Here is a 14,118-nt window from a genome sequence, read left to right as displayed (position 1 = left end):
CGGATGCAGCGCTCATCGCGCCGCCACTCCGTAAATATGGCTAAAGGCCGTCTCGCTTCGTTTCGATTTTGCGCAGGTTTGGGAATTCTGTCGTGCTGGAACGGCGTCTGGAGTCGAGTCGCACCGGTTGAAGCCCGCCATCAGAGTGGGTGGCGCCGGAAGGAAGACGAGACCGGCGGCGCGTGGTGGGGAGAGACTAAAGATGCGGGCGGACGTTCGGGTCTGGTCGGGTCCGGCTGTGCGCCCGGCGCGGGGCATGGTGCGTGCGGTCTCGGTGTCGGCGCTGATATTGGCGGCGCTGCTGGGAGGGGCGGTGGCGCAGGAGACGCCGCAGCTTCGCGATCAAGTACTCGTCGGGCCCGGTGCCGGACTTGCTGAGCCGGGTGCAGAATCCGATCGGCGGCGTGACCACGGTCGGTTATGAGCCCTCGTCGACATGGACGAACCTCAATCTGCCCTTCGTGCTGCAGACGGTTCTGACGGTGACGCAGGACAATGGCCAGGGAACGGCCGGGACGACGGTGTTCAACTATGGCGGCGGCATGTGGCATGCCGGGGAGCGGCGGTTCCTGGGGTTCCAGACGGCCTTCGCCGAGCGGCCGGAGAGCTGGGGCACGGCACGGCCGCGAGTCTATTACGACTTTGTGGCGAGCCTGGCCTCGGCCGGCAAGCCGTGGCGGATCCGGTATCTTGCCGGCTCGTCCGACCAGACGGCGCTGCTGAAGGAGGAGCGAGAGGGCTATGACGAGCGGAATGTCGCCCCATACTACTCGCGCAACAACGCCAGCGAGACCGACATTGTGCTCGGCGGGTCGCGGAAGACGACGCGGACGGAGCGGGCGTTCGACCCCTACGGCAATGTGATCGAGCTGCGCGAGCTTGGGGACCGGGACCGCGGCGGGGACGAGCGGTTCAAGACCCAGGGCTTCGCCTACAACACGAGCAGCTACATCGTCAGCCTGCCGGCCTATGAGAAGCTGTTCGGGGCGGGTGGGACTTCGAGCACGGCACTACGACAGACGCTGTACCAATATGACGGGGCCGACAGCTACACGGTGGCGCCGACCAAGGGCGACCTGACGGCGGAGCAGCGGCGGCTGGACGTCCCGGCGGCGCAATGGGTGACCTGGACCTACGGCTACGACGGGCTGGGGCAACCGGACGCTGGAGGTCGATCCGCTGGGGAACCGGACGGCGACGGCCTATGACGCGACCTTCCACCTGTTCCGGGCGCAGGTGACCAATGCGCTGGGGCAGAAGACCTATGCGGAGGTCGACCCGGTCTGCCTGAAGCCGAAGACCACGACCGACCTCAACGCCCAGGTCACCACCTGGACCTTCGGCCGGGTGCGGGCGACCGAGCAGTGGAAGGACAACAGCACCGTCGCGCAGACGGTCCTGACCTGGGACGCGGCAGACCAGCTGGTCGAAGTCCGCGATCCGCATCCGACCACATCCGGGGCGTTGGGCGCGACTTGGAGCTACAGCTACGACACGCTGGGGCGCCGGATCTGGGCGAAGGACCCGGATCTGGGGGAGACCAGCTTCGTCTACGATCTGGCGGGCCGGCTGATCCGGCAGACGGATGCGCGCGGCACGATCATCACCTTCGCCTATGACGCGCTAAGCCGGGTGACGCGCAAGCGGGTGCGGTTGGCGGGCGAGCCGGAGGACGGCGGGGCGGTGACTCAGTACGCCTATGACGGCGATGCGGCCGGCACCTACAACAAGGGGCATCTGGTCCGGCAGTGGAACGAGTTCGGGCGGCTGTGCACGGATTACGACGCGGCCGGCCGGCTGGTGAAGCAGCGCTGGACGGTGTGGCAGCCGGGGGCGAACCAGGGCGCCTACTGCACCGATCCGGATCCGGCCGGGACCTTCACCGCCTGGACGGAGTACGATGCCGGCGGCCGGGTGCTGGGCCGGAAATATCCGGAGAACGACGTCGTCGGCAAGGTCGGCAGCAGCGGCAGCCCGTTCACCTATGACGGGGCTGGGCGGCTGAGGTCGATCCCCGGGGCTGATCCCGTCGATCACCTATGACGCGGCGGGCAAGCCGGTGCTGACGCGCTTTGCCAGCGGGGCGAGCACGGCCGACACCTACGATCCGAACCGGGCCTGGCTTCTGGTCCGGCACACGGTCGTCGGGGCGGACCAGGGCCGGTTCTATGCCGGCTATACCTGCGACCATGCCAAGGGCCTGATCGCGAAGGCCGACATCTCGACGGTCAAGCAGGAGGAGCACTGGACCTACACCTATGACGGGCTGTTCCGGCTGGTGCGGGCGGAGAACACGCAGGATCCCACCCGGGTCCTGGGCTTCGCCTATGACCTGGCCGGGAACATGACGGTGCAGAACCATGTCGGCTGGTACGACTACCCGGCGCCGACCGACCCGCGGCCGCACACGCCGACCTGCCTGCGCAACACCGCGAGCTGCTCGGCGCAGTGGGAGCTGCACTACGACGCGGCCGGGAACATGATCCGGGGCCGCGGCCGGGAGATCGCGTGGGACGGGGAGAACCGGCCGGTCGCGGTGACCAAGGGCGGCAAGACCACCCGGTTCACCTACGGCCCGGACGGGTCGCGCTGGTTGAAGACCACGCCGACGGCGGCGAACGCCGCCTGCCCGGGGACGCCGGCAGACACCAAGCTGTACTCCTTCGGCGCCGACATGGAGCGGAAGGTGGAGCCGGTGTGCGCGGCCGGGGTGTGGAGCGCGCCGATCGTGTGGACGAAGTACCCGCACGCCGACGTGAAGCGGGTGGGCAATGGCACTGCGGCGGCGACCTACTATCTGCATCGGGACGGTCTGAACACGATCCGGCTGGTGACCGACAGCGGCGGCGGGTTCGAGGAGTGGTCGACCTACACGCCCTACGGCAAGCGCAGCCAGACGCTGGGCGGGACGACGGAGGAGACCAAGGGCTTCATCGGCGAGCGGGAGGACCCGGAGGTCGGCCTCGTCTACCTCAACGCCCGCTACTACGACCCGGAGATCGGCCGCTTCATCTCGCCCGACTGGTGGGATCCAATCCTGCCGGGGGTCGGGACGAACCGGTATGCATACGCGTTCAATGATCCGATCAATCAGAGTGATCCGAGTGGTCATCGAATCGGATCCGATACCGCTGCGTCTGCCCTTGGAGGAAGTTCTCCATCGGTCCAGGGTAATTACGACCGCCATTTGGTTGGTGGCGATACCGAGGATGCACAACGAGCCGCTCGTCAGAATTCGACAGAACGCATCCTAATTATTCCGATGCTTAGAGAAACCAATAATAGACCCTATTGATGTTGTAACCGGAATTGGAATTGGCGTCGCGTCAGCTAAACTGTTGGGACGCCTGATTGGCAAACAGGCTGCTCAAGAGCTTGCGCCCGCTGCGGGCGCGCTGACGGGTCCTCTGGCGAGTGTGCCGAGAAGCTTGAGTGCGGCAGCGGCGCCTACGCCCGGCAAAGTCCTAACGTTTACGGAAAGATCATTACAGAAGGCATTTACAAAACATGGCGAAGATTTCGGCCTGTCAGGAAATTGGAATCCAACCAAGGCAGCAGAGTTGCAGGAAAAGGTGACATCTTTTATCAACAGTCCAGGAGTGCAGAGTATTAAAGGTAAGTATCATGGCCAACCAGGATTTACTCATCATGTAGATCCGAGCACCGGTCTTAACGTTGTTGAGGGGCCGGCGGGGAATTTCGTGACTGGCTTTTCGCTCGGGCCGAGACAGCTCAATGATGTTTTAGCTCGTGGCGTTCTTTGGTAGGGTGGATCATGGAACAGGATGACGTCACAATCACGCTGACCCCAGCTGAAGCGTTGGTGCTGTTTGAGTGGCTTGCTCGAACCGATGACGCTCAAAACCTCCCAACGGACCATCCTGCGGAACTAAAGGCGTTATGGCGACTTGAGGGCAAGCTTGAAAAGCAGATTAACCTATTGTTCTCGAGCGAATACAAATCCGCTCTTGAGGAGGCGCGCTCTGAATTAGTTCGGCTTTATGGAGATTAATCGTTCGACTAAATCGGCGAATTCAATAATAGATAGCTTATCGTCCGTATAGCCGAATCGAGATAGTGCAAAAATGGAAGGTGACATCAGAACAGGCCGGGATCAGGGCTCTGCGTCAATGGTGTACGGTTGGCAGCTGCTGGAGAGCGATCACGCCAATTCGTCCGTGAGGAGAGCATCGATGAAGTTCCCAACCACGAAGGAATTCGGTAATAGTGCACTTGATTGGTACGTCCGAACGTTGGACTGCACCGCCGATGTGAGCTCCGATAGTTCGCGCAGGTCAGGTTGATTGACGCCCTTGCGGCAGAGGCGCACCCTTGCCGCAAGGGCGGTAAAGCGGCTTCATATTCCTCTGGCGCTCGATCGTCGGCGGGCGGTGCCGGACGGTTCGAGCTGAGCCTCACGGGCGCCACAGTCGAGCCGGACAGTGCGCCCTGCTGTCCTGGGCGACGGATCGAGCAGTGGCGGCGTCCCGCATCTCGCCAAAAACAGCAGATGCTGCAATTCGCAACACACGCGACCCCGGCGCAGGCAGTGGATCCCTGCCTGCGCCCAGCCCACGAGTTCGTCAGGAATATCCGGCGAGCGCGGTCACCCGGCACTCCGCATTGGCCGCGATCAGCAGCGCGCCGCTGGTGTTGCCGCGGGCATCCCCGCCCGTCACGTTGATGCCGACGCAGCCGGTGTCGACGAAGATGCCGTAGCCGGCGCCCGAGCGCCCGTTGCCCGCATTGGTGCCCGAGCGGGTGCCGACCATGCAGCCGTCGATGACGATGTCCTTCGGCGCTGTCCAGGTCGCCGGGTCACGATACAGCTGGATGCTGTGGGCGTTGTTGCTGATCGCCCAGCAGCCGTTGAACAGGATGCTCTCGCACCCGCCGCCGACCAGCAGGAAGCCGCTGGCATAGGGGGCGACCCCGGTGCTCTTCTGCGTCGCGCCCCAGCAGGCGGTGAAGTGCTGCGCTTCAGCCCCTCGATCTGCCAGTTGGTCGTGCCGTTGGTGTCGCCGACACAGTTCACGTAGAACTGGTGATAGCTGTCCGCCTTGGCGCCGTTGCGGATCCGCCAGCCATTGGCGGCGTTGCCGTAGGCCGTCCCGTTCACGATGTACATGCCTTCGCTGTCGACGATGTCGAAGCCGACGGTGTCGTTGTTGTCGGAGCGCAGGTGGAAGCCGTGCACGTCCAGCCCGTCGGTGATCGAGATGCCGACATCCATCATGTCCTGGGCGTTGACGTTGAGCAGCTCGGCCGCGGCGAAATCCTCGATGACGATGCCGCGGTGCAGCCTCGACGGGAACGAATAGCATTCCACGTCCCGGACCACGGCGTTGTGCTGCTTCACCAGCCGCAGGCCGCAATTGCCGCCGCCGGCCGTGACCCCAGCCTTCTGCCCGAAGACGAGGCCTTCGACGCTGCATCGATAGTTGATGCCGATGCCGTCGCCGAACTGGATCGCCGGTTTATCGGCGGCGCCGTTGATGATCCGTGTCGACGGCCAGGCGCCCAGGAACGAGACCCCGTTTCCGTGGAACAACACCGTGTCGGTCACGAGATAGTCGCCCGACGGCAGATACAGGATACCGCCTTCGGGGCGGCCCGCCAGATAGGCGGCTGCGGTCTTTAGCGCCGCGGTATCGTCGGCCGTGCCGTCCCCCTTCGCCCCGAAATCCTTGGCCGAGGCGACCTCCTGCAGCCGCGCCGCCACGGTCCGCAGGACGGATCCGGGGTTGAAGCCGTAGGTCACGTTCTCCGCGCTCTCCGGCATCGAGACTCTCCCGTCGCTGATCGCAAGATCGACTCTAACCGGATGAGAACATTTGGGGAACAGGACAAAATGTTTACCAAGGGCAGACGGCGTTTTCCTCCTGCCTGGCCGGCTGCTGCGTGCCCTGGCCAAAGGCGCGGTGCCGGGCCTGTCGCGCGACGATGCCACGGAGCTGGCCCTTCTGCCTGGGGCGTATCGGAGCGCCGGACTTTCTTCCCTCTCCCGGGGAGAGGGAGGGCCCATTCGCGAACACGAATGGGAGGGGATGGCCTCGGCGCCGCCGCAGCCGCGATCGCGGGTGGCGATGTACGTCCGGCGGTTTTCGTCCGTGTCTGGCGTCGCATCGGCCCTTGCAGCGCAGCCGTCCTTCGACTTCTATGGGCGGAATATTCTCCGCGCCTGATCCAGGCCGTTTTTCAGGCTGACCCATGTCGCAGTCGTCCCCGTTTCACCTGCTTCACCGGTCCTGGGGCCGCTTCGTCGCATGGTGGTTCGGCGAGCTGTCGGGGTTCCTGCCCGAGCGGCTGACGGGCACCATCGGTCCGCGCCACCGGCTGCCGGTGACACGGTCGACCGACCATGGCTGGGTGGTGGAGACGGGATCCAGGGTCAGGGGCTTGGCAGACTGGGCCGCGCACAATCGGCGGCGGCCGGTCGTCCTGCGCCTCCAGTCCGAAGCCGGTCTGTCCCGTGATCTCACCTTGCCCGCGGCGGCCACGGCGACCTTGCCGCAGCTCTTGCGCCGGGAGATGGACCGGCTGATGCCCTGGCCGGGCGACCGGGTGTGGCTCGCCGCGCAGGTGCTGCGCCGCGCCGAGGGCGGGCGCAAGATCGAGATCGAGCTGACCGTGGTGCCGGATTCTGCGGTCGAGCCGGCCCGGCGTGCCCTGGCGGAGTTCGATGTGCCGATCGTGGCCATCGAGCTGGACGGGCCGGAGGGCAGGCGCATCCTGCTGCCGCCCGGTGAGGATCGCGCGGCGGCGGGTCGCCGCCGGCTGCGGCGCGCGGCACTGGCGGCGGCCGCTCTGTTCGCGGCGGCGGTGATCGGCGCCGGCGGCTGGATCGGTTGGCAGAGCTGGGAGCGTGGCCGCGAGATCGCGGCGCTGCAGGCCCGGATCGCGGCGGCGCGGCCGGCGGTGGAGGAGGTGCGGCAACTGCGGCAGGAGATCGCCGATCTGTCGGACAGCCAGCGCTTCCTCGACGACAGGCGCCGGTCCGTCCCGGCGGCGTCGATCGTGCTCGAATCCGTCAGCCGGCTGCTGCCCGACGACGTCTGGCTGACCGACCTGTCGATCGCCGACACGAGCCTGCGGGCCGGCGGCAGCGCCGCCGACGCCTCCGCTCTGATCGGCGTGCTCGAAGGCTCCGGCCGCTTCGCCGATACCCGTTTCCTGGCCCCGAGCACGCGAGACCGGGACACCGGTCGCGACCGGTTCAGCGTCGGCGCCCGCATCGAACCGCGGCTGGAGCCCTGAGCATGGCGTCGCTCCGCTTCCCCGCCCGCTGGCTCGCCCTGGCCCTGCTGGTCGCCCTGGTGGCGATCCCGCTCGCCGGGCTCGGCATCGCGCTGTCCGGGCTGTGGCGGGCCGATGCCGAGGCCGCCACGCTGGCCGACACCGCCGCCCGGTTCGAGACGATCGCCGCCACGCGGCCCGATCTCGCCGCCCGGCGCGACGCGCTGAAGGCCGGGCTGGGGCAAGGCGAGCGCTTCCTCGGCGGCGCCGGCGCCGCGATCAGCGGCGCCGAGCTTCAGCGCCTGGTCGGCGACGTCGCTGCCCGGTCCGAGGCGCAGATCGACAACGTGCTGGTGCTGCCGGCACGGGCCGAGGGGGCCTATCAGCGCATCGGGCTTCGGGTGTCGCTGTCGACCCGCATCGGCCCGCTGCAGCGCATCCTCCACGCGCTCGAGGCCGGGCAGCCGAGCCTGTTCGTCGACGCGCTGCAGATCCGGACGGAGGACCGGGAGACGGCGGACCCGGTCCTGTCCGTCACCTTCGACGTCTATGGCTACCGGCCCGGGGCGGGAGGGGCGACGTGAGGTCCTGGAGTCCCCTGACCTGGATCATCCTGGCCGTCGGCGGGATCGCGGTGCCTGTCGCCCTGCTGTTGCCCGACCAGTCCGCGGCGCCGGTCGCCGCCGTCGAGCGGGCCGACGCCCCGGCTGTCCCCGATCTGGCGGAACCGCTGCCGGCCGCCACGCCGGTGGAGCCGGCGCGGCTGGCCCCGCTGGAGGCCCTGACCGAGACCACCGCCCGGCCGCTCTTCGCCGCCACCCGGCGCCCGCCGCCGCCCGAGCCCGTCGCCGAGCCGGCGCCCACCCCGATGATCGAGGCGGTGCCGGAACCCGCGCCGCCGCCGGTCGAGCGGACGGAGTTCGTGCTGGTCGGCATCGTGCAGCGGCCGGAGGGCCCCTTCGTCCTGTTGAAGCCGCGGGCCGGCGGCCCCGTCGTCACCGCCCGGCAGGGCGACGACGCCGGCGGCTGGCACGTCGAGACGATCAGCCCGACCGCCGTGCGCCTGACCAGCCCGGCCGGCGACGCCAAGCACGTGCTGTTCGCCCCGCGCCCGGTCGGCGACGCGGCCAATCCGGGCGGGATGGTGCCGCTGCAATGACGAGGGATCGCTGATGGATCAGGTCCGGTCCCTGGTCGACATCCTGGTCGAGCTCGGCAAGCTCGGCCCCGACGATATCGCCCGGCTGGCGCGGCTGGAGGAGGCGTCGTCCGAGCCGGTGGCCGCGCTGGTGACGCGGCTGGGGCTGGTGTCGGGCCGGGACTACGCCCAGACGCTGTCGATCCAATACGGCCTGCCGCTCGCCGGCCGGGCCGACTTCCCGGACGCGCCGGTCCTGGCCGACCGGCTGCCGGTGCGGTTCCTCAAGGACTCCAGGATCCTGCCGCTGGCGGAAGGCGAAGACGGGGTGACCCTGGCCATGGCCGATCCCGGCGACGGCTTCGCCCTGCGGGCGGTGGCGATGGCGCTGGGCCGGCCGGTCACGCCGGTGGTCGCGGCCGAGGACGACCTCGCCGAGGCCTTCGCCCGCTGGTACGAAGGCGGCCGGTCCGGCGTCGAGCGCATCGCCGACGGTGCCGAGATCGAGGCCGATGCGGCGGGAGACCCCGATGTCGAGCAGCTCCGCGACCTGGCGCAGGAGGCGCCGGTCATCCGCCTGGTCAACCAGATCATCGCCGACGCGATGCGGCTGCAGGCCTCCGACATCCATCTCGAGACCTATCGCGAGCAGCTGAAGCTGCGCTACCGCATCCATGGCCTCTTGAAGGACATGAAGGCGCCGCCGGCGAAGCTGGGTCCGGCCCTGGTCAGCCGGATCAAGATCCTGGCGCGGCTCGACATCGCCGAGCGCCGGCTGCCGCAGGACGGACGGGCGCGCTTCACCGCCGGCGGCCAGAAGGTCGACATGCGCGTCGCCACCATGCCGACGATGCACGGCGAAGCCGTCGTCATCCGCCTGCTGGACACCAAGGGCATGGCGCTCGACCTCGGCGAGCTCGGCCTGCCCGCGGCCGAGGAGGCCGGCCTCCGCCGCCACCTGGCGCATCCGCACGGCATCCTCCTGGTCACCGGCCCGACCGGCAGCGGCAAGACCACGACGCTCTATGCCGCTTTGCGCATCCTGAACCAGCCGAGCCGCAAGATCCTGACTGTCGAGGACCCGATCGAATACCAGATCCCCGGCATCAACCAGACCAATGTCCAGCCGCAGATCGGGCTCGACTTCGCCCGGGTGCTGCGGTCGAGCCTGCGCCACGACCCGGACGTGATCATGGTCGGCGAGATCCGCGACGGGGAGACGGCGAACATCGCGGTGCATGCCGCGCTGACCGGCCATCTGGTGCTGTCGACGCTGCACACCAACAGCGCCACCGGCGCGATCAACCGGCTGCTCGACATGGGCGTCGACGGCTATCTCCTGACCTCGACCATCCGGGGCGTGATCGGCCAGCGCCTGGTCCGCCAGCTCTGCGCCGCCTGCCGCAGCCCGTACCGGGCCTCGGCCGAGGAGCTGGGCCAGATGGGAATGCCCGGGGACGCCGAGGCCACGCTGCACCGCGCCGTCGGCTGCCCTTCCTGCGACGGCCTCGGCTACACCAGCCGGATCGGCATCTTCGAGTTCTTCGAGCTGACCGACGCGGTCCGCGAGGCGCTGCACCGGCGGATCTCGACCGCCGAGCTGACCCGCATCGCCTGTGCCGCCGGCATGCGCACCATGTTCCAGGACGGCGTCGCCAAGGCCCTGGCCGGGCTGACGACGCTGGAGGAAGTGCGCCGCGTCACCGAGGAGGGGTAGGCGATGCCGCTCTTCGCCTTCAAGGCCGCGGACGGGGCCGGCAACCTGATCGAGGGCCAGCTCGAGGCCGCCGACGAGGCCGCGGTGATCCGGCACCTGCAGCAGCTCGGCCAGTTCCCGCTGGAGGCGACGCCGGTCCACGGCGCCCGGCCGCGGGCCCGGCGCGGCTTCGGCCGGGTGCGGCCGAAGGAGGTGACCACCTTCATCCGCCAGCTCGCCATCCTGCTCACCGCCGGCCAGCCGCTGGAGCGGGCGCTGATGACCATGACGGGCGGCGCCGGAGCCTCGGGCCGGCGCGGCGGCGCGATCGGCCGGCTGGCGCAGCCGATCCTCGACAGCGTGCGCGCCGGCCACAGCCTCAGCGCCGCGCTCGACGCCCAGGGGCCGGTCTTCCCGCGCCTCGCCGTCAACATGGTCCGGGCCGGCGAGACCTCGGGCACGCTGGCCCTGGTGCTGGACCGGCTGGCCGATCTGCGCGAGCGCTCCCAGAAGATCCGCGACACCGTCGCCTCGGCGATGCTGTACCCGGTGCTGCTGGTCGTGGTGGCGCTGGCCTCGATCGCCCTGCTCCTGACCTATGTCGTGCCCCAGTTCGAGACGGTGTTCCGCGACGCCGGGGCGGAGCTGCCGGTGCCGACTGCGATCGTCGTCGCCCTCGGCCGCTTCCTGCAGGGCTGGGGCTGGCTGATCTTGCTCGCCGCCCTCGCCGGCGCCCTGCTGCTGCGCCAGGCGCTGGCGCTGCCCGGACCGCGCCTCCTCTGGGACCGCGCGCTGCTGCGCCTGCCCGTGGTGGCGCCGCTGCTGCGCATCCTGGTGACGGCGCGGTTCTGCCGGACGCTCGCGACCCTGGCCGGCAACGGCGTCGACCTGCCGAACGCGCTGATCCTGTCGCGCGACGTGGTGCCGAACCGGGCCGTGGCGGCGGCGCTCGACACCGTGGTCACCGGCGTGCGCCAGGGCCGCGGCCTGTCGGAGCCGCTGGCGGCGACCGGGCTGTTCCCCGACTTCGCGGTGCAGATGCTGAAGGTGGGGGAGGAGACCGGCCGCATCGACCTCACCGCCGGCCATGTGGCGGACGCCTACGAGCAGGAGCTGGAGACCTCGGTCAAGCGCCTGGTCGGCCTCTTGGAGCCGACGCTGATCATCGTCCTGGGCCTCGCCGTCGGGGGGATCGTCATGTCGATCCTGCTGGCCATCCTCGGCATCAACGACCTGGCGCTCTGATCCCGCATGCGAATGAGGCGCCCGGCATGAACGCGCGTCGTGATCGCCAGCGGGGCTTCGTCCTGATCCTGGTGCTGGTGATCGTCGGGGCGGTCGCCACCGCGGCGCTGGTGCTGCTGGAGCGGAGCCGCACCGGGGTCGGCACCGCCGCCGCGGCGGGCGAGGTGGCCCGGGCCCGCGCCCTCGCCGATGCCGGCATCGCCCGGCTGGTCCAGGCGCTGCGCACCGAGGACGACCCGCTCCTGAAACGCATGCTGGCCTCGCCGGCGCCGGTGCCGTGGCGCTTCGCCGGCACCGAGATTCGCCTGTCCTTCCTGCGCGAGAGCGGCCGGGCCGACCTCAATGCCGGCTCGATGGAGCTGATCCAGACCCTGCTCGACGGCCTGCCGGTGTCGCCGGATCTCCGCGAGCGAGCGCTGCAGCGGATCGAGGCGGCGCGGCGGCAGCCGGCGCCGCTGCCGAGCGTGCTCGCGCTGCTGCCGCCCTGCGCCCGGCTGACGCCGGTGGCACGGCTGTTCGAGGACCGCTTCACGGTGCTGACCGGCAGCCGCGGCCTTTCCGCCGTCGGCCTGGCGGAGCAGGGGCTGCACCGGCTGCCCGGCGTGACCGGCGCCGATGTCGAGGCGCTGCGTGGCGGCTGGACCGGGGCCGCCGATCCGCGCCTCGCCCATCTGCAGCGCTTCCTGGCCGATGAGGAGCCGGTCTACCGGCTGCGGGCCGAGGCCGCCACGCCGCGCGGCGCGCGTGTCGCCCGCGAGGCCGTGATCCTGCTGTCGGCGCGGGCGCCGAACATCCGGATCCTGTCGCAGCGCGACCAGGGCGAGCCGGCGGAGATCGCCTGCGGCGGCTAGCCCGGCCGGCAGGCCGGCTCCTGCGGCAGAGCCAGGCAGGCCTCCGGCAGCCGGGCGCGGGTGCGGGCGATCAGGTCGATCGGGGGGCCGAGCTCCGGCGCGTCGATGCGCAGCAGCACCGCCGCCGGCAGCGCCCAGGGCCGGGCCCAGTCGGACCGCCAGCTGCCGCCGTTGCCCCCGGTTGCGAAATAGGACAGGCGGATCGAGCGGGCGCCGTCCAGCACCGTCTCCTCCCGCGCCGTGCCCGTCCCGGGATCGGTCCAGGACAGCCGCAGCGCGGCCCGGCCGTCGGCCTGCACCACCCGCAGGGTCAGCGGGGTCGGCCGGTCGAGCGCCAGGATCGGCGGCCCCCAGGACAACAGGGTCAGCCCCGCCGCGTCGGCCGGCTCGGCAGTCTCCTCGCGCGACAGGTCCGGCACCGCGCCTTCGGCCAGGGCGCGCAGCAGCCGGCCGGCGGCGGCCACGCGGTCGCGCAGCTCCGCCGCCTGCCGCGACTGCTGGTCGAAGCGGGCGAACAGGTTCGGCAGCCCGACGGCGGCGGCGACCACCAGCCCGGCCAGGACCAGCGCCACCAGCACCTCGACCAGGGTGAAGCCGCGTTCGCGGCGCCGGCCCGTCACGGCGGCAGCCCTGCAGCGCGGAGGGTGGTGAGCTGGACCGCCGGCCCGCGCCGCGGCGCCACCCGGACGGTGACCGACAGCAGCCCGGGCTGGCCCGGCGCCTGCGGCATCCCCTCCTCGCGCCAGGGGGCGATGGCGAGCGACCAGGCGCTGCCGTCGGCGAGGCGGCCGTTGGCGCTGCGCGGCGCCAGCGGCAGGTCCAGCCCGACCCGCTCCAGGATCGCCTCGGCCGCCAGGGTGGCCCGGGCCTGCGCGGTCGCGCGGGCGTCCCGGTCGCGGCTCGACACCAGCAGCACCAGGGCCGTGGCGGCGACGCCGCCCAGCACGGCCAGGGCCACCAGCACCTCGACCAGGGTGAAGCCGGCCTCGCGCCGCGTCCGGGTCACGGCGCATCCTCCTGCCGGACGGTGCCGGTCAGCCAGGCGGTGATCGCCGCGGCTGAGCGTCAGGACGCCGCCGCTGATCGACCCGTCGCCGAGGAACAGCAGGGCAGGGGCGTCGCCGCCAAGCGCGACGGCAGCGCCGGTGAGGCTCGGCACGGCCCCGTCCGGCACCGCCTGCCAGCGGTCGAGCGCAGGGATGCCGATGCGCCGGTCCTCGGGATCGAAGCGGACCAGCACGGGACTCTGCCGCCGCAAGGCGGTGCCGCGCGCCTGCGCCAGCAGCCGCTCCAGCCCGGCGCCGGCCTCGCGCAGCGCCGAGCGGGCGCGCCAATCCGGCACGGCCAGCCCGACCACGGCCATCGCCAGCCCGAGGATCACGAGCACGATCAGCATCTCGATCAGGGTGAAGCCGGCCGACCCGGGAGGGGGCCTGAAACGTCGCACGATCCGCCCGATGGGTTGCCGATGGTGCCGAGATCATATCGCCAAGCATGGGCCATAGGGAGTCTCAGCCCAGCGGTCGAGGGCGCACCGCCACCGCGACGCCCCGGCCGCTCACCCGGTGTCGGGGGCGGGGCGGTCGAGATAGTCGTCGACGTCGTTCCAGATGTCGAAGGCGAGGGAGCGGCACAGGCGGATCACGGCCCGGCCGATGCTCACGGTGTCGAGCAGCGTGTCGACATCGGGCTCCTGCATCCGGATCGCCAGCCCCGCCTTGAGGTCGGCGGCCCGGTCGGCAGGGGCGAGGTCGGCGATGGCCTGTTCGATCACGGCGGCGACCGCGGCCCGGCGGCGGGCGCGCTCGGCCCGGATCTCCTCCGGGCTGCCGTCCGGCCGGCCCGGAGACGGGCCTTTGCCGCAGCGCGGCGTCCGGCGGCGCCAGTCCCCGGCCAGGCCGAGGCCGCAGACGAGCCCGGCCACGACCGAGCCCACCGGGCGGTCCTCGACC

At 70.4% G+C, this 14,118-nt stretch carries 15 protein-coding genes; 11 read left to right on the top strand and 4 right to left on the bottom strand.

Translation table 11 applies throughout. The annotated features are described in order from the left end of the window. The first annotated feature begins 362 nt into the window (after positions 1–362). Genes G537_RS0133165 through G537_RS44155 form a run of 5 tightly spaced genes read left to right on the top strand, consistent with a single transcriptional unit; the run spans position 363 to position 4,012 of the window. Entirely contained in the window at positions 363–1,208 is an 846-nt protein-coding gene (locus G537_RS0133165; RefSeq protein WP_155888897.1) for a toxin TcdB middle/N-terminal domain-containing protein, read from the top strand. A gap of 28 nt (positions 1,209–1,236) precedes the next feature. Beyond that, a complete protein-coding gene (locus G537_RS0133160) occupies positions 1,237–2,043 on the top strand; it encodes an RHS repeat protein (RefSeq protein ID WP_026873693.1) in 807 nt (268 codons plus the stop codon). Between the two features lie 16 nt (positions 2,044–2,059). After that, positions 2,060–3,295 (top strand): RHS repeat-associated core domain-containing protein, encoded by a 1,236-nt coding sequence (locus G537_RS0133155; protein WP_026873692.1) that lies wholly within the window; start codon positions 2,060–2,062, stop codon positions 3,293–3,295. A gap of 43 nt (positions 3,296–3,338) precedes the next feature. Then, the gene (locus G537_RS43325) at positions 3,339–3,767 is read left to right on the top strand and encodes a colicin D domain-containing protein (protein ID WP_162146188.1); all 429 of its coding nucleotides are present in this window, start codon (positions 3,339–3,341) and stop codon (positions 3,765–3,767) included. Between the two features lie 8 nt (positions 3,768–3,775). Further along, positions 3,776–4,012, top strand: coding sequence for a hypothetical protein (locus tag G537_RS44155; protein WP_155888896.1), 237 nt, complete (start codon positions 3,776–3,778; stop codon positions 4,010–4,012). A gap of 663 nt (positions 4,013–4,675) precedes the next feature. On the opposite strand, the gene G537_RS43320 is transcribed toward G537_RS44155, so the two are convergent. Further along, positions 4,676–5,782: a glycosyl hydrolase family 28-related protein gene (locus G537_RS43320; protein WP_162146187.1), complete on the bottom strand. Its 1,107-nt coding sequence runs from the start codon at positions 5,780–5,782 to the stop codon at positions 4,676–4,678. 428 nt (positions 5,783–6,210) lie between these two features. Between G537_RS43320 and G537_RS42620 the strand changes: the two genes are divergently transcribed. The 6 genes from G537_RS42620 to G537_RS0133110 are packed head-to-tail and all read left to right on the top strand — an operon-like array spanning position 6,211 to position 12,166. Continuing rightward, complete coding sequence (locus G537_RS42620) at positions 6,211–7,257, top strand: PilN domain-containing protein (RefSeq protein ID WP_051249443.1); 1,047 nt, start codon at positions 6,211–6,213, stop codon at positions 7,255–7,257. Positions 7,258–7,259: 2 nt separating this feature from the next. Then, positions 7,260–7,820, top strand: coding sequence for a type II secretion system protein GspM (gspM, locus tag G537_RS0133130; protein ID WP_026873689.1), 561 nt, complete (start codon positions 7,260–7,262; stop codon positions 7,818–7,820). Further along, on the top strand, positions 7,817–8,395 hold the full coding sequence (locus G537_RS42615; RefSeq protein WP_026873688.1) for a hypothetical protein: 579 nt from the start codon (positions 7,817–7,819) through the stop codon (positions 8,393–8,395). Before gspM ends, G537_RS42615 begins: the two co-directional genes overlap by 4 nt. Before the next feature lie 13 nt (positions 8,396–8,408). Then, a complete protein-coding gene (locus G537_RS0133120) occupies positions 8,409–10,091 on the top strand; it encodes a GspE/PulE family protein (RefSeq protein WP_034853887.1) in 1,683 nt (560 codons plus the stop codon). Between the two features lie 3 nt (positions 10,092–10,094). Next, positions 10,095–11,315, top strand: coding sequence for a type II secretion system F family protein (locus G537_RS0133115; RefSeq protein ID WP_026873686.1), 1,221 nt, complete (start codon positions 10,095–10,097; stop codon positions 11,313–11,315). A gap of 26 nt (positions 11,316–11,341) precedes the next feature. After that, positions 11,342–12,166, top strand: a complete 825-nt coding sequence (locus G537_RS0133110) for a hypothetical protein (RefSeq protein WP_026873685.1) — start codon at positions 11,342–11,344, stop codon at positions 12,164–12,166. Here the strand turns inward: G537_RS0133110 and G537_RS44445 are convergent. From G537_RS44445 to G537_RS44440, 3 genes are all read right to left on the bottom strand, one after another. Beyond that, positions 12,163–12,786 (bottom strand): prepilin-type N-terminal cleavage/methylation domain-containing protein, encoded by a 624-nt coding sequence (locus G537_RS44445; RefSeq protein ID WP_026873684.1) that lies wholly within the window; start codon positions 12,784–12,786, stop codon positions 12,163–12,165. The genes G537_RS0133110 and G537_RS44445 overlap by 4 nt on opposite strands. Continuing rightward, complete coding sequence (locus tag G537_RS42610; RefSeq protein WP_162146186.1) at positions 12,783–13,613, bottom strand: GspH/FimT family pseudopilin; 831 nt, start codon at positions 13,611–13,613, stop codon at positions 12,783–12,785. Before G537_RS42610 ends, G537_RS44445 begins: the two co-directional genes overlap by 4 nt. A gap of 111 nt (positions 13,614–13,724) precedes the next feature. Further along, positions 13,725–14,118: hypothetical protein (locus G537_RS44440; RefSeq protein WP_034853885.1), on the bottom strand; the 394-nt coding region annotated here is incomplete at its 5' end.

Origin of the sequence: Inquilinus limosus DSM 16000 (assembly GCF_000423185.1) — a bacterium.
Lineage (GTDB): Bacteria > Pseudomonadota > Alphaproteobacteria > DSM-16000 > Inquilinaceae > Inquilinus > Inquilinus limosus.
The sequence above is the reverse complement of the archived record's forward strand: the minus strand, read 5'-3'. Positions and strand labels throughout refer to the sequence as shown.

Bases quoted from the DNA above. Each gene is read 5' to 3' on its own strand.
- G537_RS0133115 (WP_026873686.1), top strand. From the start codon at position 10,095: ATGCCGCTCTTCGCCTTCAAGGCCGCGGACGGGGCCGGCAACCTGATC.
- G537_RS42620 (WP_051249443.1), top strand. From the start codon at position 6,211: ATGTCGCAGTCGTCCCCGTTTCACCTGCTTCACCGGTCCTGGGGCCGC.
- gspM (WP_026873689.1), top strand. From the start codon at position 7,260: ATGGCGTCGCTCCGCTTCCCCGCCCGCTGGCTCGCCCTGGCCCTGCTG.
- G537_RS0133110 (WP_026873685.1), top strand. From the start codon at position 11,342: ATGAACGCGCGTCGTGATCGCCAGCGGGGCTTCGTCCTGATCCTGGTG.
- G537_RS43320 (WP_162146187.1), bottom strand. From the start codon at position 5,782: ATGCCGGAGAGCGCGGAGAACGTGACCTACGGCTTCAACCCCGGATCC.
- G537_RS44155 (WP_155888896.1), top strand. From the start codon at position 3,776: ATGGAACAGGATGACGTCACAATCACGCTGACCCCAGCTGAAGCGTTG.
- G537_RS0133120 (WP_034853887.1), top strand. From the start codon at position 8,409: ATGGATCAGGTCCGGTCCCTGGTCGACATCCTGGTCGAGCTCGGCAAG.